The following is an 18,830-nucleotide window of genomic DNA, read 5'->3' on the forward strand; positions in this document are numbered from 1 at the left end:
CCCCGCGCGGGCCCCCCCGCGCCCTTGGTTGCGCCCCCCCCCCTGGCCCAAAATAAACTTGGTGGGGCCGCGCGGGGGGGGGCGGCGGGGGCCCCCCCCCCCCCCCCCCCCCCCACCCCCGCTCCCACAAGGCGGCGGTTCGCGGCGACGGCCGCGTTGTCGCATGCGGCCGCGAAGCGGACGAACCGCTTAATCCACCTTGGCTTCGCGGCTGGCAAACTCCGCCAGCGCCGCGTGCAGGCGCTCCAGGCCTGCGTGGGTTTCTTCATCGGTGATGTTGAGCGGTGGCACGATGCGCAGCACATCCGGGCCGGCCTGCAGGATGAGCAGGCCGTGGGCGGCGGCGATGTCGAGGATCTCGCCGGCGCGGCCCTTGTACGTATCGTTGAGCACGGCGCCGATCATCAGGCCGCGGCCACGCAGTTCCGAGAACAGGTGGAGCTCGTGGTTGAGCTTCTCGAGGCCCTTGCGGATATCGTTCGACTGGCGCTCGACGTTGAGCAGCACTTCCGGCGAGGCGATCTTCTTCAGCGCCACGCGCGCGACGGCCGCGGCCATCGGGTTGCCGCCGAAGGTCGTGCCATGCGCACCGAACTGCATCACCTCGGAAACCTTCTTGCCGGCGAGCATCGCGCCGATCGGGAAACCCGCGCCCAGCGCCTTGGCCAGCGTGACGATATCCGGCGTGACATGGTCGTGCGTGTGCGCGAACAGCGTGCCGGTACGGCCCATGCCGCACTGGATTTCATCGAGCACCATGAGCGCGTCGTGCGCATCGCAGAGTTCGCGGATCTTCTTCAGGAACCCGGGCGCGGCCGGCGTGACACCGCCCTCGCCCTGCACCGGCTCGACCATGACGGCAGCGACGCCGCCCTTGGCGAAAGCTTCTTCGAGCGCGGCTTCGTCATTGAAGGCCACGTAGCGGAAACCACCGGGCAGCGGCTCGTAGCCTTCCTGGTATTTCGGCTGAGCGGTGGCGGTGACCGACGCGAGCGTGCGGCCATGGAACGAGCCGAGGAAGGTGATGATGACGCGGTTCTCGGGTGCACGGCCCTGCGATGCGGCCCACTTGCGCACGAGCTTGATCGCGGCCTCGTTGGCCTCGGTGCCGGAGTTACACAGGAACACGCGCTCGGCGAACGGTGCATGTTCCACCAGCTCCTCGGCGAGGCGCAGCGGGGGCTCGGTCCAGAACACGTTGCTCGCGTGCCACAGCTTGCCGGCCTGCGCGACCAGCGCCGCGACGAGCTCCGGCTCCTGGTGGCCCAGCGCGTTCACGGCGATGCCGGCACCGAAATCGAGATAGTCGCGGCCCTCGGTATCCCAGATGCGCGCGCCCTTGCCATGGTCGAGCACGACATCACGGGGGCGGTACACGGAAAGCCAATAGCGCTTGCCCAGGCCGATGAGATCGGAGGGTTCGACTGGATGCGACGACATGAAAACGACTCCCGGGCCCGGCCGCAGCGCCTGGCCCCAAACAGGAACGGATGGAATCGCACGGTACGTTCTGCGGTCCGACATCGATCCGATGCCCCGGCGGGAATGATGCGCCGCGGGATCCCCATCGTATAAGGCGCGCGGCCCGCCGACAACGGCTGTTCCGTTGCTGAAACGGCCTGTTACAGAACGCTACAGCCGATGAACGCAGTGGAAATGCCGCGCAGGGGGAAATTCCTTGCGAATCAACGCCGGGGAGGAGTGGCATGCGGCTTGCTCCCCTTCCGGGGAGGCTCCGAGAAGCCGCGGTGTTCGCTCGCCCGACGACCCTGCCAAGCCGGACGACGAATGGGAACTCCCGGTCCCCCAGAGGGCCGGGAGTTTTCTTTTCCGCGGGAGGGGGCCCTAGCGCAACTGGTCGAGGGCGAGCTGGTGTTTCTTGCAGAGCCGATACACCGTGACGCGGGATACCCGGAGGCGGCGGGCGCACTCGCTGATGTTGAAGGCGCTCGCGCGCAGGCAATCCACGATCGCCTCGCGCTCGGCCGAGGTGCGCGCACTGCCCAGGCTGTCGCGATCGAGGCCCGGCAGGTCCGCGTTGAGCTCGAGGTCGTCCGGGGTGATCAGCGCATCGTCGGCGATGACGGCCGCGCGCTGCACGCGGTTCATCAGTTCACGCACGTTGCCCGGCCAGGCGAAGGCGTTCATGGCCTTGCGCGCCGCCGTGCTGAAGGCGCGTGCGCGGGTGCCGTAGCTCTCGCGGAACGCGTCGAGGAAGTACTGGGCGAGCAGCTCGATATCGCCGTTGCGCTCGCGGAGCGGCGGCATGCGCAGGCGCAGTACGTTGAGCCGGTAGAACAGGTCCTCGCGGAAGCGGCCCTGCGCCACGGCTTTTTCGAGATCGACGTGGGTGGCCGCGAGGACACGCACGTTCACCTTGATCGACTGGCAGCTGCCGATGCGCTCGATGGTGCCCTCCTGCAGGACGCGCAGCAGGTTGGTCTGGGCATCCAGCGGCAGGTCGCCGATTTCGTCGAGGAACACGGTGCCGCCATCGGCGGACTCGAAGTGGCCGATGCGCCGGCTGGTGGCGCCGGTGAACGAGCCGCGCTCGTGGCCGAACAGCTCCGACTGGACGAGGTTGGCCGGCAGGGCGCCGCAGTTGATGGCCGCGAACGGTCGGTCGCGCCGGCCGGAGAGCTGGTGCAGCGCCCGCGCCGCCATTTCCTTGCCGGTCCCGGTCTCCCCGGTGATCAGGAGCGGCAGCTCGACCGGGGCGAATTTACGAATGTTCTGAGAGAGGGCCCGGATGGCCGGGCTGTTCCCGGTCATCACGCTGGGCTGGTCGTCGTCGAGGACAGGGATGCCATCGGCGGGAACGCGCTGCAAGGCCTGGCGCAGCGCCTGCAACGAGGAGGCGCCATCGATCAGCTCGAAAGCCTGGGGCAGCACATGCTGGATGGATGGATCGTTGGCGGGCGTGCGATGCCCGGTCAGCCCGATCCAGGCCAGGCCTGGGTGGCTGTCACGCAACTCCTGGAGGACGCGCACCGCCGCCTGCGCGCTGGCGCGCAGGTCGACCACGGCGATGGCCGTGTCCCCGCACTCCGGCAAGCTCGTATCCAGGCGGGCCGGATCGGCCACCAGCGTTCGCCAGCCGGCCCGGATCAGTCCGAAATGTTCTTCAACGCTCGGTCTACCTACCCAGACGACGCAACGCCCCGTCGATTCCCCGCGTGACATGCCTGCTCCTCAAACCGTTCAGTGGCCTGCGCCGGCTGTAGCGGGTTCACCCTTGGACCCGCCGCCGGCACCCCCTGCAGGCCGGCAAGCCCCACACCGCCCTGCTGTCATGTCATGCCAGGGGCGACGAACTGACGTTACCCCGGCATGCAAAAACCGGCCATACACCAAACGGGCTAGCTCACACAGCGGTTTGGGTGGCGTTTGCGCTTGCTAGAGAAACAAGTCCGGTAGTAGAGGCTGGCCCGGCGTGACGGCGTAGTGATCGAAATTCGTCACACCTTCTTCACGCAGCAGATCTTCATCGATGAAGAAGTGGCCGGTGTTGGCGCGGGCGGGCCGGGTAAGGATCGCGTGGGCCGCATCGGCCACGATCTCCGGGGTACGGCAGTTTTCGGCTTTTACGCCATCGATCATGGCGATGGCTGCCGTGGCGATGACGGTTTTCGGCCACAGGGCGTTCACCGCGATGCCCATGGGCGCGAACTCCGGGGCCATGCCCAGCACGCACTGGCTCATGCCGAACTTGGCGATGGTGTACGCCACGTGCGGCGCGTACCAATGCGGATCGATGCTCGGCGGCGGCGAGAGCATCAGCACATGCGGATTCTCCGCCTCCTTGAGGAACGGCAGGCAGGCCTGGGTGACGAGGAAGGTGCCGCGTGTGTTCACCTGGTGCATCAGGTCGAAGCGTTTCATCGGCGTATCTTCCGTGCCCGCCAGCCAGATCGCGCTGGCGTTGTTCACGACGATATCGATGCCGCCAAAGCGCTCGGCTGCCGTCGCGGCGGCCATGCGCACTTCCGCCTCTTCGCGGATGTCGACCTTCAGCGGCAGCGCCTTGCCACCGGCCGCCTCGATTTCCGCGGCCGCGGTGTGGATGGTGCCGGGCAGCTTCGGGTTGGCCACGCCGCTCTTCGCGGCGATCACCACGTTGGCACCATCGCGCGCGGCGCGCAGGCCGATGGCGAGGCCGATGCCACGCGAGGCACCGGTGATGAACAGGGTCTTCCCGGCGAGCGTTGTCATGGTGGCGAGGCTCAGGCGCGCTGGAAGCGCGGGAGGATGTCGCGGAGTTCGGCGAGGCGCTGGATCGGATCATCCAGCTCGAGCATGTGCTGGCACTCGTTCGGATCGAGCGGAAGCAGTTCGCACAGGCGGAAGCCGACCCAGCTGGCATCGTCGGCGCGGCCAGCGACATCCTGCCGCCATGGCGGCCCCATCTGTTCGGCGAGGCGTTCGAGGATGGTGGTGAGCAGGCCGAACTCCGCCGGTACCGGCACGCTGCTCTCCGGCTCCCACGGCGCGATGTCGCCGCGCACCTGGCCATCGGAACGCACCCGGGTACGCGTGACGCGGAAGCGCTGGCCACCTTCGGCGACGATGCCGAGCAGGCCATCTTCGCGGGTGTGGAAATCGGTGATGGTCGCGAGTGTGCCGACCGCGGCCGGGATGGCCGGCTGGCCCGCTTCGCGTCCTTCAAGGATCAGGCACACGCCGAAGCCGCGACCGGAGCGCGCGCATTCGCGGATCAGGTCGATGTAGCGCGGCTCAAAGATGCGCAACTGGAGATGACCGCCCGGGAAAAGGACGTTCGCCAGGGGAAAGAGAGGGAGATCGAGCGCGGGCGTGGTCGCTGCCATGCCCGCCAGTCTAACCTGCGCGCAGCGCGTCGAAGAAGCGCCGCGGCGCACCTTCGAAGCCGCCGTTCGACATGAACACGACGTGGTCGCCCTCGCCCGCCTGCTCGGCGAGCGACCCGACCAGCGCATCGACCGTGGCCACCGCCGTGCCGCGACCCGCGAGCGCGCCAGTCACCTTGCCGGCATCCCAGGCCAGCTCGGGCCGGTGCAGGAACACGACGCCGTCGGCATCCTGCAGCGAGGGCGCCAGCGCATCGGCGTGCGCGCCGAGGCGCATGCTGTTCGATCGCGGTTCCAGCGCCACGAGGATGCGTGCCTTGCCGACCTTCGCGCGCAAGCCCGCCAGCGTGGTGGCGATGGCGGTCGGGTGGTGGGCGAAATCGTCGTAGACGGTAACGCCACGCGCCTCGCCGATCACTTCCATGCGCCGGCGCGCACTGGCGAAGCTGCCGAAGGCAGGCAGCAGGGCGACCGGATCGGCACCGGCAGCCGTCGCCGCGGCGAGCGCGCCCAATGCGTTCATCACGTTGTGCCGCCCGAGCGAGTTCCAGCGCACCTCGCCCAGCGGCTGGCCCTGGCGGATGACGCGGAAGTGCGAACCATCGGCGGCGATGAGCTCGGCACGCCAGTCGCCCGCATCGATGCCGAAGGTCTCCACCGGCGTCCACGCACCCATCGCCAGTACTTCGGCGAGGTAGGCGTCCTCGGCGTTGACGATGAGCCGGCCGTTGCCGGGCACCGTGCGCACCAGGTAGTGGAACTGGCGCTGGATCGCGGCCACGTCGGGGAAGATATCCGCGTGGTCGTATTCCAGGTTGTTGAGGATGGCGATGCGCGGGCGGTAATGGACGAACTTCGAGCGCTTGTCGAAGAACGCCGAGTCGTATTCGTCCGCCTCGATCACGAACGGCTTGCCGCTGCCACGCCGCGCGGAGACATCGAAATTGCCGGGCACGCCGCCGATCAGGAAGCCCGGATCCATGCCGGCCCGGTCGAGCAGGTGCGCGAGCAGGCTGGTGGTGGTGGTCTTGCCGTGCGTGCCGGCCACGGCCAGCACGTCGCGGCCACCGAGCAGCGTCTCGCCGAGCCACTGCGGGCCGGAGATGTAGCGCATGCCTTCGTCGAGCATGTACTCCACCGCCGGGTTGCCGCGGGTCATGGCATTGCCGACCACGACGAGGTTAGGCGCGGGCTTCAGGTGGTCCGCCGTGTAGCCCTGCATCAGTTCGATGCCGAGCGCTTCGAGCTGCGTGCTCATCGGCGGGTAGACGTTGGCGTCGGAGCCTTCGACCTGCAGGCCGAGTTCACGGCCGAGGGCGGCCACGCCGCCCATGAAGGTGCCACCGATGCCGAGGATATGGACGCGCATGCTCACGGACTCGCGGCCGGCGCACGGGGCGCCGGCCTCTAAGGGGATCAGGCGCTGGCGGCGCTGGCGTTGTTCAGGGCGGCCTTGATGCGCGCCGTGACCTCATCGAGTTCGCCGACGCCGTCGACGATCTTCAGCTTGCCGCGCTTCTCGTAGAACGACGCGACCGGGGCGGTCTGGTCGGCGTAGATGCCGAGGCGCTTCTTCACCGTTTCCGGCTCATCGTCCGGACGGTGCTCGGCTTTGAAACGCACTTCGCAGCGGCCGACGATGGCGTCGAACGGCACTTCGAGCTTGATCACCACATCGAGCGGCTGGCCGATCTTGGCCAGCACGCCATCCAGCGCATCGGCCTGGGCCAGGTTGCGCGGGTAGCCATCGAGGATGAAGCCCGGCTTGGCATCGGCCTGGGCCAGGCGGTGCTCGATGATGCCGAGCATGATGTCGTCCGGCAGCAGCTGGCCGGCGTCCATCAGGGCCTTGGCCTTCAGGCCAAGTTCGGTCCCTTCCTTGATCTCGCCACGGAGCAGGTCGCCCGTCGAGATGTGCGGAATGCCGAACTCCTCCTTAAGGCGGGCCGCCTGGGTGCCCTTGCCCGAACCGGGTGCGCCGAAAAGCACGAATCGCATTGATGCTCCAAATTACCGGGCTGGCAGGGCTAACCCCGCCGCCGGGCACAATAAAATGGGTCCCAAGGTAACGGGAGGGGCGCCACCCCGTCAAACGGCTGTTACATCGGCGTGGCAGTGCGCCGCAGGGGCCGCCTTCAAGCCACGGCCACGCCGGACGGGTTACGCTCGGGCCCTCGACCGCCCAAGAAGGAACCGCAGCATGGCCGCCGGTAAGCTCCTCTACGCCCAGTCGGGCGGTGTTTCCGCCGTCATCAACGCCACCGCCGCGGGGGTCATCGAGACCGCCCGCGACAAGGGGATCCCGGTGTACGCGGCCCGCAACGGCATCCTCGGCGCCCTGCGCGAGGAGCTGATCGATACGACGAAGGAAGCCAAGGCGAACATCGCCGGCCTGAAGCACACCCCGGGCGGCGCCTTCGGCTCCTGCCGCTACAAGCTGAAGTCGCTCGAGGAGAACCGCGCCGAGTACGAGCGGCTGATCCAGGTCTTCAAGGCCCACGACATCCGCACGTTCCTCTACAACGGCGGCAACGACTCGGCCGATACGGCGAACAAGGTCTCGAAGATCGGCCAGGCGCTGGGCTACGAGGTGAACTGCATCGGCGTGCCCAAGACGATCGACAACGACCTGGTCGTGACCGACAACTGCCCGGGCTTCGGTTCGGTGGCGAAGTACACCGCCATCGCCGTGCGCGAGGCCAGCCTCGATGTCGCCTCCATGATGGATACCTCGACCAAGGTGTTCATCATCGAGGTGATGGGCCGCCACGCGGGCTGGATCGCCGCGGCCGCCGGCCTTGCGGGGAACAAGGCGGGCGATCCGCCGCACATCATCCTGTTCCCGGAAAACGTGTTCGACCCGGCGGCGTTCCTGGAGAAGGTGAAAGCGACCGTGGAAAAGGTCGGTTACTGCACCGTGGTCGTGTCCGAAGGCGTGAAGGGTTCCGACGGCAAGTTCCTGGCCGAATCGGCGGAGACCGGTGCGCGCGATGCATTTGGCCACGCCCAGCTGGGCGGTGCCGCGCCGGTGCTCGCTTCATTGGTGAAGGAGAAGCTGGGCTACAAGTACCACTGGGCGCTACCGGATTACCTGCAGCGCTCCGCGCGGCACATCGCCTCGAAGGTGGACGTGGAGCAGGCGTACGCGGTGGGCAAGAAGGCCGTGGAATACGCGGCCGACGGGCTCAATGCCGTGATGCCGGTGATCGTGCGCACCTCGGAAGAGCCGTACAAGTGGAAGATCGAGGCGGCGCCGCTCGACAAGATCGCGAACCAGGAAAAGAAGATGCCGAAGAACTTCATCTCGAAAGATGGGTTCGGCATCACCGCCGCGGCGCGGCGTTACCTCGCGCCGCTGATCCTGGGCGAGGCACCGCCGCCGTATGGCGAGGATGGCCTGCCGCTGTACGTGACGCTGAAGAACACGTCGGTACCAAAGAAGCTGAAAAAATTCGTGCCTGCCTGAGCTCCCCCTGTGGGAGCGCGCTTGCGCGCGATGGCATCGCGGAAGAGCATCGTTCGCAAGCTCACTCCCACAAGAGCGCGTCGTGCATCAGGGACAGGTCGCGGACGAATTGCGCATACGCTGCGTCGCGGTCTTCGTGCGCGGGCAGGCGCAGCAGGTATGAAGGGTGCACCGTCGCCATCGCCCTGCGGCCATCCGCCAGCGTGAGCCATTGGCCACGCTGCTCCATGAGCCGGAACGAAGACCCGAACACCGCCTGCGCGGCCATCGCGCCGAGGCAGACCAGCGCATCCGGCTGGATCCGGTCGATCTCCGCGGCCAGCCAGGGCCGACAAGCGGCCTGCTCCTCCGCATTGGCGCGCTGGTGCAGCCGCCGCTAGCCGCGCGGTTCGAACTTGAAGTGCTTCACTGTGTTGGTGACATACAGCGCATCGCGCGGCACGCCGGCTTCGCCCAGCGCCTGGTCGAACAGTTTCCCCGCCGGCCCCACGAACGGCTTGCCGGCGAGATCTTCCTGGTCGCCAGGCTGCTCGCCGATCACCACGATGCGCGCATCCGCCGGGCCTTCGCCGAATACGGTCTGCGTCGCCGGCTTCCACAGGTCGCACGCACGGCACTCGCGCGCCTCGCGGCGCAGCGCGGTCAGGCTGCCCTCGGGCGCTGCCTCGATCGCCTTCTGCAACGGCGTGATCTTCTTGCGCGGCACGGTGGCCTCCTTCGCGACCATCGCCTGCATCCGTGGCAATGCGTCACGCACGAGCTCAGGGATGAGCGAAGCCTCCGGCAGGTTCTTCCAGTACTTCACCGGCATCTCGCGCTTCATCGCGTCGACCTTGAGCCGGGCCGGGTTGAAGATGCTGCTGTAATAGGTACGCCAGAGGTCTTCCAGCGCATCGCCCGATGGCGCATCGGCGCGACTCGCGCCTGGCCCGAACGCGAGCTTCTCCCCGTCCCAGTGGGCGGTACGCGACGGCGTGAGCAGGGACCAGCGCATGCCCGTGAAGCGACGGACGAAGAACGGTGCCACGCGGGTCACGATGTCGTGGTCAGGCTCGAACCACGCGACGTACACCGTGCCATCGTCGACCGCCACTTCGCGGAAGCGCACGAATGCCTTCATCTTGTGCATGTCGCGGTTCACCTGCTTCACGCAGGTATGCGCCCAGGCCACGTCATCGTCGGTGGCGATCGCCAGCAGGCCTTTCTCACCGTGGGTCAGCCGCCACAGTATCCGGTACAACACGGCGTGGCGGCGCGGGTCCGAGTGCGCCAGCACGGTGTTGGCCAGGTTGAGGAAATCGCGTGGCACGGCGGGTGCGGCGCCTTCGCGTGGCGGCGGGATCGGATCGTCGCCGCCGAACAGGCCGCCACCACCCCACTCCACCGTATCGGGCGCCACGCCGGCGAGCAGCAGCGCCCGCGCCTTGCCGCGCCACTCCCCCAGGTCGGACGCGTCATCCAGCGAAACGCGGAGCATCAGCCGAACAGATCGGGCTGCGTGGGCATCGGCTCGCGCAGGTCGCGGTGCAGCGCGATGCTCTCGTGGTCGCCGCGCGGACGGTGGTCGACCGTTTCGACGAACGGCGCCACCTTCTTCACCGGCACACGCAGGCGGATGAGGTCGTCATAGCGGATGCGGCGGTGGCCGCGCATCGCGATCATCTTGTCGACGGTTTTCACGCCAAGACCCGGCACGCGCAACAGCATGTCGCGCGAGGCCCTGTTCACGTCCACCGGGAACTGCTCGCGGTGGCGCAGTGCCCACGCGAGCTTCGGGTCGACTTCGAGCGAGAGCATGCCGTCGTCGCCCGGCGGCGCGATTTCATCGGCGCCGAACCCGTAGAAGCGCATCAGCCAGTCGGCCTGGTACAAACGATGCTCGCGCACGAGGGGCGGCGGCTTCAGCGGCAGGATCTTCGAAGCGTCGGGGATGGGGCTGAACGCCGAGTAGTAGACGCGGCGCAGGCGGTAGTTCGTATAAAGGTTTGTGCTGGCGGTCAGGACATCGCGATCGCTCGCCGTATCGGCGCCGACGATCATCTGCGTGCTCTGCCCGGCCGGGGCGAATTTCGGCGCCTTCTTTTCGGCCTTCGCCTCGTCGATCGACAGGCGCAACCGGCCCATCGCGCTGCGGATGTCGCCGAGGTGTTTCTCCGGCGCCAGCGTTTTCAAACCACCTTCGGTCGGCATCTCCACATTGATGCTGAGGCGATCCGCCCAGCGGCCCGCAGCGTCGATCAGCTCGGGCGATGCGTCGGGGATGGTCTTCAGGTGGATGTAGCCGCCGAACTTGTGATCCACGCGAAGCGAACGCGCGACGCGGACCAGTTGTTCCATCGTGTAGTCGGGCGACTGGATGATCCCCGAGGAGAGGAACAGCCCTTCGATATAGTTGCGGCGGTAGAATTCGAGCGTGAGGTTCACCACTTCTTCCGCCGTGAAGCGCGCGCGCGGCACGTTGCTGCTGCGGCGGTTCACGCAGTACGCGCAGTCGTACACGCAGAAGTTGGTGAGCAGGATCTTCAGCAGGGAAATGCAGCGCCCATCCGGCGCGTACGCATGGCAGATCCCCATGCCCTCGGTGGACCCGATCCCACCGGTGCCCAGCGAGTTACGGCCCTTCCCACCACTCGACGAGCACGAGGCATCGTACTTAGCGGCATCGGCCAGGATGGCGAGTTTCTCGGAGGTCTTCATGGGGAACCCTATGGTGCCTTTTTCGGCCCTGGGCCGCGTGAAGGGACACCAGCCAGGGAATCGCATCCGCGAATCGAAGTAGCGTATAAGCTTCCATCAAGGTAGCACATATGCTACTGTGCACTCCGCATAGGAGATGCTGATGTTCGACACAGGGATACGCGTCGAGGAGTACATCGACGAGAACGGGCATAACGGGTTCGGTACTTTTTTCGATGGCCTTTCCTTTGCGGCCGCAGCAAAGGTCACGGGTGTCGTGGAGAAGCTGGCGCAAGGCCACAAGAGTGGCCTGAAGTCCGTTGGCGGCGGTGTCGCCGAGTGGCGGCTGGATTGGGGACCAGGCGTACGCGTCTACACGCACCAGGATGGAGCCACTCTGCTTCTCCTGATGGGCGGCAGCTTCGGAAAAGCGAAACAGCACGCGGAGATCGCAGCGGCGCAAGCCCTGGTTGCCGAATACAAGCGACGGAAGAAAGAGCACGCTCGAGGAGGATATGCACGATGACCCTGATGACTGCCGACCCGCGCAACCGCATCATCGCGCGCATCCGCCGCGAACCTGAGTTCGCCATGGCTCTCGTGGGCGAGGCGGTCGAGCTGCTCGCGGATGGCCATGCGGAAGAGGCCCGTTCCATTCTTCGCACGCTCGCGAACGCCGTGGGATTTGAGGAGCTCGCGCGGGTGACGGGGACCCACGCGAAAACGCTGCACCGCCAGCTCAGCCCCACCGGCAACCCGACCATGAATGCGCTCGCCCAGGTCTTCCATGGGTTGATGACGCAGATCGCGAAGAAGCCAATGCGTCTCAGCGTGAGCTTCGTGGAGGCAGGTACCGGTTGAGGCGGTGCCTTATCATGGGGATCGATAGCCGGAGCTCGCCATGGACCTGATCATTCGCCACGCCACCCTTCCTGACGGTCGCCGGGATGTCGATATCGGTATCGAAGGTGGGCGGTTCGCGGCGGTGCAGCCGGCGCTGCCGGCAAGGGGCGTGGAGGAGATCGATGCGCAGGGCCGCCTGGTGGCGCCGCCGTTCGTGGATCCGCATTTCCATATGGATGCCACGCTTTCGCTCGGCCTGCCGCGGCTCAATGCCTCGGGCACATTGCTTGAGGGCATCGCGCTGTGGGGCGAACTGAAGCCCGACCTCACGATCGATGCGCTGGTGAAGCGCGCGCTGGCCTATTGCGACATGGCCGTGGCCCAGGGCCTGCTGGCGATCCGCAGCCACGTGGATATCTGCGACGACCGCCTGCTCGCCACCGAGGCCTTGCTCGAGGTCAAGCGCAAGGTCGCGCCCTACCTGCACCTGGAACTGGTGGCCTTCCCGCAGGATGGCCTGCTCCGCTCGAAGACGGCGAAGGCCAACCTCGTCCGCGCGCTCGACATGGGCGTCGACGTGGTCGGCGGCATCCCGCATTTCGAACGCACCATGGCGGACGGCGCGGAGTCCATCCGCTGGCTGTGCGAGCTCGCCGCCGAGCGTGGCCTACGCGTCGACATGCATTGCGACGAATCCGATGACCCGTGGTCGCGACACATCGAGACGCTGGCGGCGGAGACGATCCGCACGGGCCTGCAGGGCCGTGTCACCGGCTCGCACCTGACCTCGATGCATTCGATGGATAACTACTACGTCTCGAAGCTGCTGCCGCTGATCGCGGAAGCGGGCGTGCACGCGATCGCGAACCCGCTGATCAACATCACCCTGCAAGGCCGCCACGACACCTACCCGAAGCGTCGCGGCATGACCCGGGTGCCGGAACTGCTGGCCGCGGGCGTGAACGTCGCCTTCGGCCACGATTGCGTGATGGACCCGTGGTACGGCATGGGCTCGGGCGACATGCTCGAAGTCGCGCACATGGGCATGCACGCGGCGCAGATGACCTCGACCGCCGGGGTGGCGCATTGCTTCGACGCCGTCACGGCGAATGCAGCACGCGTGCTGGGCCTGGAAGGCTACGGCATCGCGCCGGGTAACCGCGCCGACTTCGTCCTGCTGCAGGCAGGCGATACCTACGAGGCGATCCGGCTGAAGGCCACCCGACTGCTCGTCGTCCGCGAGGGCAGGATCCTGGCCCGCACACCTGAACGGCGCACCGAGCTCTTCCTCCCGGAAAGCCCGTCAAATCTGACACTCGAGTTCCGCCCCGGCTCGATTTACTGAACGCGCCGGTTCAATAGCTGTCGCGTTACTTAATGCTTTCGCGGGGCTTTCAAAAACCACGTTCTTCCGTTCAGGTTTCCATTCCTAGGATGCGAATCGTCGGTCCCACCTGCGGATCGTCACCTGAGAGAAAGCCGTGATGAAAACGATGCTGCGTACCGCCCTCGCCGCCCTGGCGCTTGCCGCTACCACGGCCGCCGTGGCCGCGCCGGATCACGACCACGACCGTGGCCATGATCGCGACCGCCACGGTTACGACAACCGCGGCCGGGGCGACTGGCACCACGACAACGGCTGGCACGGCCACCGCCCGCCCCCGCCGCCGCCGCGTTACTACGGCCACGGTGGCTACTACCACGGCCCGGCGTACTACCACCGCCCGCCGCCGCCCCCGCCGCCGCGCTATTACGGCCATTGGGAGTGCGGCCACCGGTACTACGGCCGCAACGTGGTGGTGTACGACTACGGCAGCTACCGCCTGCGCCCGCCGCCGCGCGGCTACCACTGGGTCCGTGAGAACAACGATTTCCTGCTGGTCGCCGTCGCGACCGGCGTCATCCTCGACATCGCCACCCGCTAAGCGGAGGAAACCCTTATGAAGATGCTCGGCAAACTTGCCTTCTGCCTCGTCGCCGCCGGCAGCATCGCCCCGGCCTTCGCCTGGGATCCGCCGCCCCCGCCGCACCACGACGATCGCGACCATCATGACGATCGCGACCACCGCGACTGGCATGACGACCACCACGACGACCGCCGCGACTGGCACGACGACCATCGTCCGCCGCCGCCGCACTACGCCAGCCACCACTGGGAGCGCGGCCACCGTTACGACGGCCGCGTGATCGTGGTCGACGACTGGCGCGGCCGCCGCCTGCGCGAACCGCCGCGCGGTTACCACTGGGTGCGCGACGATAACGACGGCCAGTTCCTGCTCGTCGCCGTCGCCACCGGCATCATTGCCGATATCGTGCTGCAGAACTAAGCACCACCCCCGCCGCTGTGTGCTGTCGTGGGAGCGTGCTTGCACGCGATGGGTGCTTGCCGCAAACCCCATCGCGCGCAAGCGCGCTCCCACACTCATTTGTCCCACATCGTTTTTAGCGATTCCGCAGCGCACAACATGTTTCACGGCCTCCCCTGCCTATACTCGGGCCGGGCCCTGCATGGGCTCCCACAATTCGGGGAGGCTTCGATGCTGCAACAGTACGGTTTATGGATCGCGCTGGGATGTGCGGTCGTGGCGATTCTGTACGGCGCGTTTTCGGTCAGCTGGGTCCTGGCACGTTCGCCGGGCAATGAACGAATGCAGGCGATTGCCGCCGCCATCCAGGAAGGCGCGCGTGCCTACCTCAACCGCCAGTACGCCACCATCGGTGTTGTTGGCATCGTCCTTTTCCTTTTGATAGGCATCTTCCTCGACTGGGGAACCGCCATCGGCTTCGCGCTGGGGGCGGTGCTCTCGGGAGCGGCCGGCTACATCGGCATGAACGTTTCGGTTCGTGCCAACGTGCGTACCGCCGAGGCCGCCAGGAGCGGCCTTTCTTCTGCCCTGGCCGTGGCGTTCCGCGGTGGCGCGGTCACCGGCATGCTTGTGGTGGGCCTGGGGCTGCTCGGCGTTGCCGGCTACTACGGCATCCTCACCCACCTGGGCTATGAACGCGGGCACGTCCTGCACGCGTTGATCGGCCTGGCCTTTGGTTCCTCGCTCATCTCGATCTTCGCCCGCCTGGGCGGTGGCATCTTCACCAAGGGCGCCGACGTGGGCGCCGACCTGGTGGGCAAGGTGGAAGCCGGCATCCCCGAGGATGACCCGCGCAACCCGGCCGTGATCGCCGATAACGTGGGCGACAACGTCGGCGACTGTGCCGGCATGGCCGCCGACCTGTTCGAGACATACGCGGTGACGCTTATCGCCACCATGCTGCTTGGCGGCGTGCTCGCCACCGAAGTGGGCCCGTACGGCATCCTCTATCCGCTGGTGCTGGGCGGTGCCTCGATCGTCGCGTCGGTCATCGGCACGTTCTTCGTGAAGACCCGCGGCGGCAAGATCATGAATGCGCTGTATGCCGGCGTGTTCGTCTCCGCCCTGCTCGCGGCCATCGCGTTCTGGCCGATCACCCAGCAGCTGATGGCGGATAGCGCCTTCGGCACGGGCCGCCTCTACGGTTGCGCACTCATTGGCCTGGTGCTCACCGGCGCCATGGTGGTGATCACCGAGTACTACACGGCGACCGAGTACAAGCCGGTGCGCCACGTGGCGCAATCGTCCACCACGGGCCACGCGACCAACATCATCGCCGGCCTTGGCGTGTCGATGAAATCGACCGCGCTCCCGGTGCTGGCGGTCTGCGCGGCCATCTGGGGTTCGTTCGCCCTGGCCGGCCTCTACGGCATCGCGATCAGCGCCACGGCGATGCTGAGCATGACCGGCATGGTCGTGGCCCTGGATGCGTATGGGCCGGTGACCGATAACGCCGGTGGCATCGCCGAAATGGCGGAACTGCCGGCCGAAGTACGCGGCGTCACGGATCCGCTCGATGCCGTGGGTAACACTACGAAGGCGGTGACCAAGGGCTACGCCATCGGTTCCGCGGGCCTGGCCGCGCTGGTGCTGTTCGCCGACTACACGCACAACCTCAACCTGCACTTCGGCGGCGCGGATATCCGCTTCGACCTCTCCAACCACTACGTGATCATCGGCCTGCTGATCGGCGGCCTGATCCCGTACCTGTTCGCCGCCATGGCGATGGAAGCGGTGGGCCGTGCGGCCGGCGCGGTCGTCGAGGAGGTGCGCCGTCAGTTCCGCGAGATCGCCGGGATCATGGAGGGCACCACCAAGCCGGACTACTCGCGCGCGGTGGACCTGCTCACCCGCTCGGCCATCCGCGAAATGCTGGTGCCCTCCCTCCTGCCCGTCCTGGTGCCGGTGGTGGTGATCTTCGGCTTCAAGTGGCTTGGCGGCCCGGAGGCCGGGGCGCAGGCACTGGGCGGCGTGCTGATCGGCACCATCGTCACCGGCCTGTTCGTGGCCATCTCCATGACCACGGGTGGTGGCGCCTGGGATAACGCCAAGAAGTACATCGAAGATGGCAACTTCGGCGGCAAGGGCTCGGATGCGCACAAGGCCGCGGTGACGGGCGATACGGTCGGCGATCCGTACAAGGACACCGCCGGGCCGGCGGTGAACCCGTTGATCAAGATCATCAATATCGTGGCTTTGCTGCTTATTCCGTTGCTTTGAGGCTAGAACATCGCGCGCAAGCGCGCTCCCACAGGGGTGCGGGGACCTTATGGGAGCGCGCTTGCGCGCGATGCCTTTCACGGCGCCACATAGGTAAAAGGTCATGGGCCGGTAGGCGCCCCGCCTGCGCTATGGTCCCGGGGAGCAGGTTTAGCTGACCCAAGGACCACCTTCCCATGCACCAACGCTGGATTGCGCTGGCCATCGCCCTTACTTTCAGTGGCATGACCCAGGCACACGAACCCACCAAGACTCCCGCCGCCCCGGCCGCACAAGCCGCTGGCGATGACGAAAACCTCTGGCTCGATGACATCGACGGCGCTAAGCCGCTGGCATGGGTAAAGGACGAGAACGCGAAGACGGTGTCGAAGTACGCCGACTCGGAATCGTTCAAGACCCTGGATGCCCGCATCCTCGAGATGCTGGATTCCGACGCCAAGATCCCGATGGTCAACAAGATCGGCGACCACTTCTACAACCTGTGGCGTGACAAGGCCCACCCGAAGGGCTTGTGGCGCCGGACGACCCTGGCGGAATACCGCAAGGACAAGCCGGCATGGGAGACCGTGATCGATGTCGACGCGCTCTCCGCCGCCGAGAAGGAAAACTGGGTGTGGCACGGCGTGCAGTGCCTGAAGCCGGAAGATCGCTTCTGCCTGATCTCGCTATCGCGCGGCGGCGCGGATGCCGATGTCATCCGTGAGTTCGATCTCTCGACCAAGGCCTTCGTGAAGGATGGCTTCAGCCTGCCGGAAGCGAAGAGCCAGGTGAGCTGGATCGACAAGGACCACCTGTTCGTGGCCACCGACTTCGGCCCGGGCTCGATGACCGACTCGAGCTACCCGCGCATCGTGAAGGAGTGGAAGCGCGGTACGCCGCTCGCCTCCGCCACCACGGTGTACGAAGGCAAGAAGACGGATATGTCGATCAGCGGCTACCGTGACCTCACGCCGGGCTTCGAGCGCGAGTTCGTGATGCGCGCGCTGGAGTTCTACAACAGCGAAACGTTCGTGCGTGGCAAGGACGGCAAGCTGACCAAGATCGATGTCCCGAACGACGCGGAAACCGACGTCGAGCGCGAGTGGATGCTGATCGAACCGCGCACCGACTGGAAGGTGGGTGGCACGACCTATCCGTCCGGCTCGCTGCTGGTGACGAAGTTCGACGATTTCATGGCAGGCAAGCGCGATATCACCGTGCTGTTCACCCCCGACCAGCACACCTCGCTGGCCAGCCATTCGTGGACGAAGAACCACCTCATCCTGAACCTGATGCGTGACGTGGCCAGCGAGATCCAGGTGCTGACGCCCGCGGCGCAGGGCCCGTGGAAGAGCGAATCGCTGGGCGGCGCGCCTGCGCTGAGCACGATGACGGCGACCGGCATCGATGCGGATGAAGGCGACGATTACTTCCTCTCCGTGTCCGGCTTCCTCCAGCCGCCGACGCTGTACTACGGCGTGCTCGGCAAGAGCGGCCAGGAAGCGCTGAAGCACACGCCCACGTTCTTCGATGCCTCGAAGTTCGAGGTGACCCAGCACTTCGCCACCTCGAAGGACGGTACCAAGGTGCCCTACTTCGAGATCGCGCCGAAGGCGATGAAGACGGACGGCAACAACCCGACGCTCGTCTACGGTTACGGCGGCTTCGAGATCGCGCTGCAGCCGGCTTACCTCGCCGGCCCGGGCCGCGCATGGCTCGAGAAGGGCGGCGTGTACGTGGTCGCCAACATCCGCGGCGGCGGCGAGTATGGTCCGCGCTGGCACCAGGCGGCGCTGAAGGCCAACCGCCCGCGCGCCTATGAGGATTTCGCGGCGGTGTCGCAGGATCTGATCGACCGCAAGATCACCACGCCGAAGCACATGGGCATGATGGGCGGCAGCAATGGCGGCCTCCTGGCCGGCAACATGTTGACCCAGTACCCGCAGCTGTACGGCGCGGTGGTGAGCCAGGTGGCCCTGCTGGACATGAAGCGCTACCCGCACATGTCGGCCGGTGCCTCGTGGATGGCCGAGTACGGCGACCCGGACAAGCCTGAGGAATGGAAGTACATCCAGAAATTCTCGCCGTACCACAACCTGCACAAGGGCGCGCATTACCCAGCGGTGCTGTTCACCACCTCCACCCGGGATGACCGCGTGGGCCCGGTGCACGCCCGCAAGATGGCCGCCCGCATGCAGGCCATGGGCTTCGATGCCAGCTTCTACGAGAACATCGAGGGCGGCCACGGCGCCGCAGCGGACAACAAGCAGGCCGCCTTCATGAGCGCGCTGGCCTACACGTACCTTTGGGAACACCTCAAATAACCCATTGAACGAGCGATAAAAAGCATCAAACCTGTGGGAGCGCGCTTGCGCGCGATGGAGGTTTCGGTAACCCCCATCGCGCGCAAGCGCGCGCCCCCACTCGGTGTGGTGCGGCAGATCGGCCCGCCGG

The 18,830-nt window shown here is 66.7% G+C and carries 15 protein-coding genes and 1 pseudogene; 8 read left to right on the forward strand and 8 right to left on the reverse strand.

The window, feature by feature from the left end; genetic code table 11:
* Positions 1 to 189: 189 nt before the first annotated feature.
* From ACZ6YI_RS21320 to ACZ6YI_RS21345, 6 genes are all read right to left on the reverse strand, one after another.
* Positions 190 to 1,440 (reverse strand): acetylornithine/succinylornithine family transaminase, encoded by a 1,251-nt coding sequence (locus ACZ6YI_RS21320; RefSeq protein WP_465780370.1) that lies wholly within the window; start codon positions 1,438 to 1,440, stop codon positions 190 to 192.
* A 405-nt stretch (positions 1,441 to 1,845) separates the two neighbouring features.
* Positions 1,846 to 3,183: a sigma-54 interaction domain-containing protein gene (locus tag ACZ6YI_RS21325; protein WP_465780371.1), complete on the reverse strand. Its 1,338-nt coding sequence runs from the start codon at positions 3,181 to 3,183 to the stop codon at positions 1,846 to 1,848.
* Between the two features lie 213 nt (positions 3,184 to 3,396).
* Positions 3,397 to 4,212: an SDR family oxidoreductase gene (locus tag ACZ6YI_RS21330; RefSeq protein ID WP_465780372.1), complete on the reverse strand. Its 816-nt coding sequence runs from the start codon at positions 4,210 to 4,212 to the stop codon at positions 3,397 to 3,399.
* An 11-nt stretch (positions 4,213 to 4,223) separates the two neighbouring features.
* A complete protein-coding gene (locus ACZ6YI_RS21335) occupies positions 4,224 to 4,826 on the reverse strand; it encodes an LON peptidase substrate-binding domain-containing protein (RefSeq protein ID WP_465780373.1) in 603 nt (200 codons plus the stop codon).
* A gap of 10 nt (positions 4,827 to 4,836) precedes the next feature.
* Positions 4,837 to 6,195: a UDP-N-acetylmuramate:L-alanyl-gamma-D-glutamyl-meso-diaminopimelate ligase gene (gene mpl, locus ACZ6YI_RS21340; RefSeq protein WP_465780374.1), complete on the reverse strand. Its 1,359-nt coding sequence runs from the start codon at positions 6,193 to 6,195 to the stop codon at positions 4,837 to 4,839.
* 47 nt (positions 6,196 to 6,242) lie between these two features.
* Positions 6,243 to 6,824, reverse strand: a complete 582-nt coding sequence (locus ACZ6YI_RS21345; protein ID WP_465780375.1) for an adenylate kinase — start codon at positions 6,822 to 6,824, stop codon at positions 6,243 to 6,245.
* A 202-nt stretch (positions 6,825 to 7,026) separates the two neighbouring features.
* On the opposite strand from ACZ6YI_RS21345, the gene ACZ6YI_RS21350 reads away from it, so the two are divergent.
* The gene (locus ACZ6YI_RS21350) at positions 7,027 to 8,292 is read left to right on the forward strand and encodes a 6-phosphofructokinase (RefSeq protein ID WP_465780376.1); all 1,266 of its coding nucleotides are present in this window, start codon (positions 7,027 to 7,029) and stop codon (positions 8,290 to 8,292) included.
* A gap of 61 nt (positions 8,293 to 8,353) precedes the next feature.
* On the opposite strand, the pseudogene ACZ6YI_RS21355 reads toward ACZ6YI_RS21350, so the two are convergent.
* Positions 8,354 to 9,769 (reverse strand): annotated as a pseudogene (locus ACZ6YI_RS21355) (UdgX family uracil-DNA binding protein).
* Positions 9,769 to 10,989, reverse strand: coding sequence for a putative DNA modification/repair radical SAM protein (locus ACZ6YI_RS21360; protein WP_465780377.1), 1,221 nt, complete (start codon positions 10,987 to 10,989; stop codon positions 9,769 to 9,771). The pseudogene ACZ6YI_RS21355 and the gene ACZ6YI_RS21360 overlap by 1 nt, the downstream one beginning before the upstream one ends.
* Positions 10,990 to 11,125: 136 nt before the next feature.
* Between ACZ6YI_RS21360 and ACZ6YI_RS21365 the strand changes: the two genes are divergently transcribed.
* From ACZ6YI_RS21365 to ACZ6YI_RS21395, 7 genes are all read left to right on the forward strand, one after another.
* Positions 11,126 to 11,494, forward strand: coding sequence for a type II toxin-antitoxin system RelE/ParE family toxin (locus tag ACZ6YI_RS21365; protein WP_465780378.1), 369 nt, complete (start codon positions 11,126 to 11,128; stop codon positions 11,492 to 11,494).
* Positions 11,491 to 11,829: a helix-turn-helix domain-containing transcriptional regulator gene (locus ACZ6YI_RS21370; RefSeq protein ID WP_465780379.1), complete on the forward strand. Its 339-nt coding sequence runs from the start codon at positions 11,491 to 11,493 to the stop codon at positions 11,827 to 11,829. The genes ACZ6YI_RS21365 and ACZ6YI_RS21370 overlap by 4 nt, the downstream gene beginning before the upstream one ends.
* 40 nt (positions 11,830 to 11,869) lie before the next feature.
* The gene (locus ACZ6YI_RS21375) at positions 11,870 to 13,156 is read left to right on the forward strand and encodes an amidohydrolase family protein (RefSeq protein ID WP_465780380.1); all 1,287 of its coding nucleotides are present in this window, start codon (positions 11,870 to 11,872) and stop codon (positions 13,154 to 13,156) included.
* Between the two features lie 139 nt (positions 13,157 to 13,295).
* Entirely contained in the window at positions 13,296 to 13,736 is a 441-nt protein-coding gene (locus ACZ6YI_RS21380; RefSeq protein WP_465780381.1) for an RcnB family protein, read from the forward strand.
* A gap of 15 nt (positions 13,737 to 13,751) precedes the next feature.
* Positions 13,752 to 14,138: an RcnB family protein gene (locus ACZ6YI_RS21385; protein ID WP_440329863.1), complete on the forward strand. Its 387-nt coding sequence runs from the start codon at positions 13,752 to 13,754 to the stop codon at positions 14,136 to 14,138.
* Positions 14,139 to 14,348: 210 nt separating this feature from the next.
* The gene (locus ACZ6YI_RS21390; protein ID WP_465780382.1) at positions 14,349 to 16,397 is read left to right on the forward strand and encodes a sodium-translocating pyrophosphatase; all 2,049 of its coding nucleotides are present in this window, start codon (positions 14,349 to 14,351) and stop codon (positions 16,395 to 16,397) included.
* 224 nt (positions 16,398 to 16,621) lie between these two features.
* Positions 16,622 to 18,700, forward strand: a complete 2,079-nt coding sequence (locus ACZ6YI_RS21395; protein WP_465780384.1) for a prolyl oligopeptidase family serine peptidase — start codon at positions 16,622 to 16,624, stop codon at positions 18,698 to 18,700.
* Positions 18,701 to 18,830 lie beyond the last annotated feature (130 nt).

This window comes from Luteibacter sp. NPDC104163 (assembly GCF_055584245.1).

Coding starts and splice junctions, on each gene's coding strand:
- ACZ6YI_RS21320 (WP_465780370.1), bottom strand. CDS start 1,440: ATGTCGTCGCATCCAGTCGAACCCTCCGATCTCATCGGCCTGGGCAAG.
- ACZ6YI_RS21325 (WP_465780371.1), bottom strand. CDS start 3,183: ATGTCACGCGGGGAATCGACGGGGCGTTGCGTCGTCTGGGTAGGTAGA.
- ACZ6YI_RS21330 (WP_465780372.1), bottom strand. CDS start 4,212: ATGACAACGCTCGCCGGGAAGACCCTGTTCATCACCGGTGCCTCGCGT.
- ACZ6YI_RS21335 (WP_465780373.1), bottom strand. CDS start 4,826: ATGGCAGCGACCACGCCCGCGCTCGATCTCCCTCTCTTTCCCCTGGCG.
- mpl (WP_465780374.1), bottom strand. CDS start 6,195: ATGCGCGTCCATATCCTCGGCATCGGTGGCACCTTCATGGGCGGCGTG.
- ACZ6YI_RS21345 (WP_465780375.1), bottom strand. CDS start 6,824: ATGCGATTCGTGCTTTTCGGCGCACCCGGTTCGGGCAAGGGCACCCAG.
- ACZ6YI_RS21350 (WP_465780376.1), top strand. CDS start 7,027: ATGGCCGCCGGTAAGCTCCTCTACGCCCAGTCGGGCGGTGTTTCCGCC.
- ACZ6YI_RS21360 (WP_465780377.1), bottom strand. CDS start 10,989: ATGAAGACCTCCGAGAAACTCGCCATCCTGGCCGATGCCGCTAAGTAC.
- ACZ6YI_RS21365 (WP_465780378.1), top strand. CDS start 11,126: ATGCTGATGTTCGACACAGGGATACGCGTCGAGGAGTACATCGACGAG.
- ACZ6YI_RS21370 (WP_465780379.1), top strand. CDS start 11,491: ATGACCCTGATGACTGCCGACCCGCGCAACCGCATCATCGCGCGCATC.
- ACZ6YI_RS21375 (WP_465780380.1), top strand. CDS start 11,870: ATGGACCTGATCATTCGCCACGCCACCCTTCCTGACGGTCGCCGGGAT.
- ACZ6YI_RS21380 (WP_465780381.1), top strand. CDS start 13,296: ATGAAAACGATGCTGCGTACCGCCCTCGCCGCCCTGGCGCTTGCCGCT.
- ACZ6YI_RS21385 (WP_440329863.1), top strand. CDS start 13,752: ATGAAGATGCTCGGCAAACTTGCCTTCTGCCTCGTCGCCGCCGGCAGC.
- ACZ6YI_RS21390 (WP_465780382.1), top strand. CDS start 14,349: ATGCTGCAACAGTACGGTTTATGGATCGCGCTGGGATGTGCGGTCGTG.
- ACZ6YI_RS21395 (WP_465780384.1), top strand. CDS start 16,622: ATGACCCAGGCACACGAACCCACCAAGACTCCCGCCGCCCCGGCCGCA.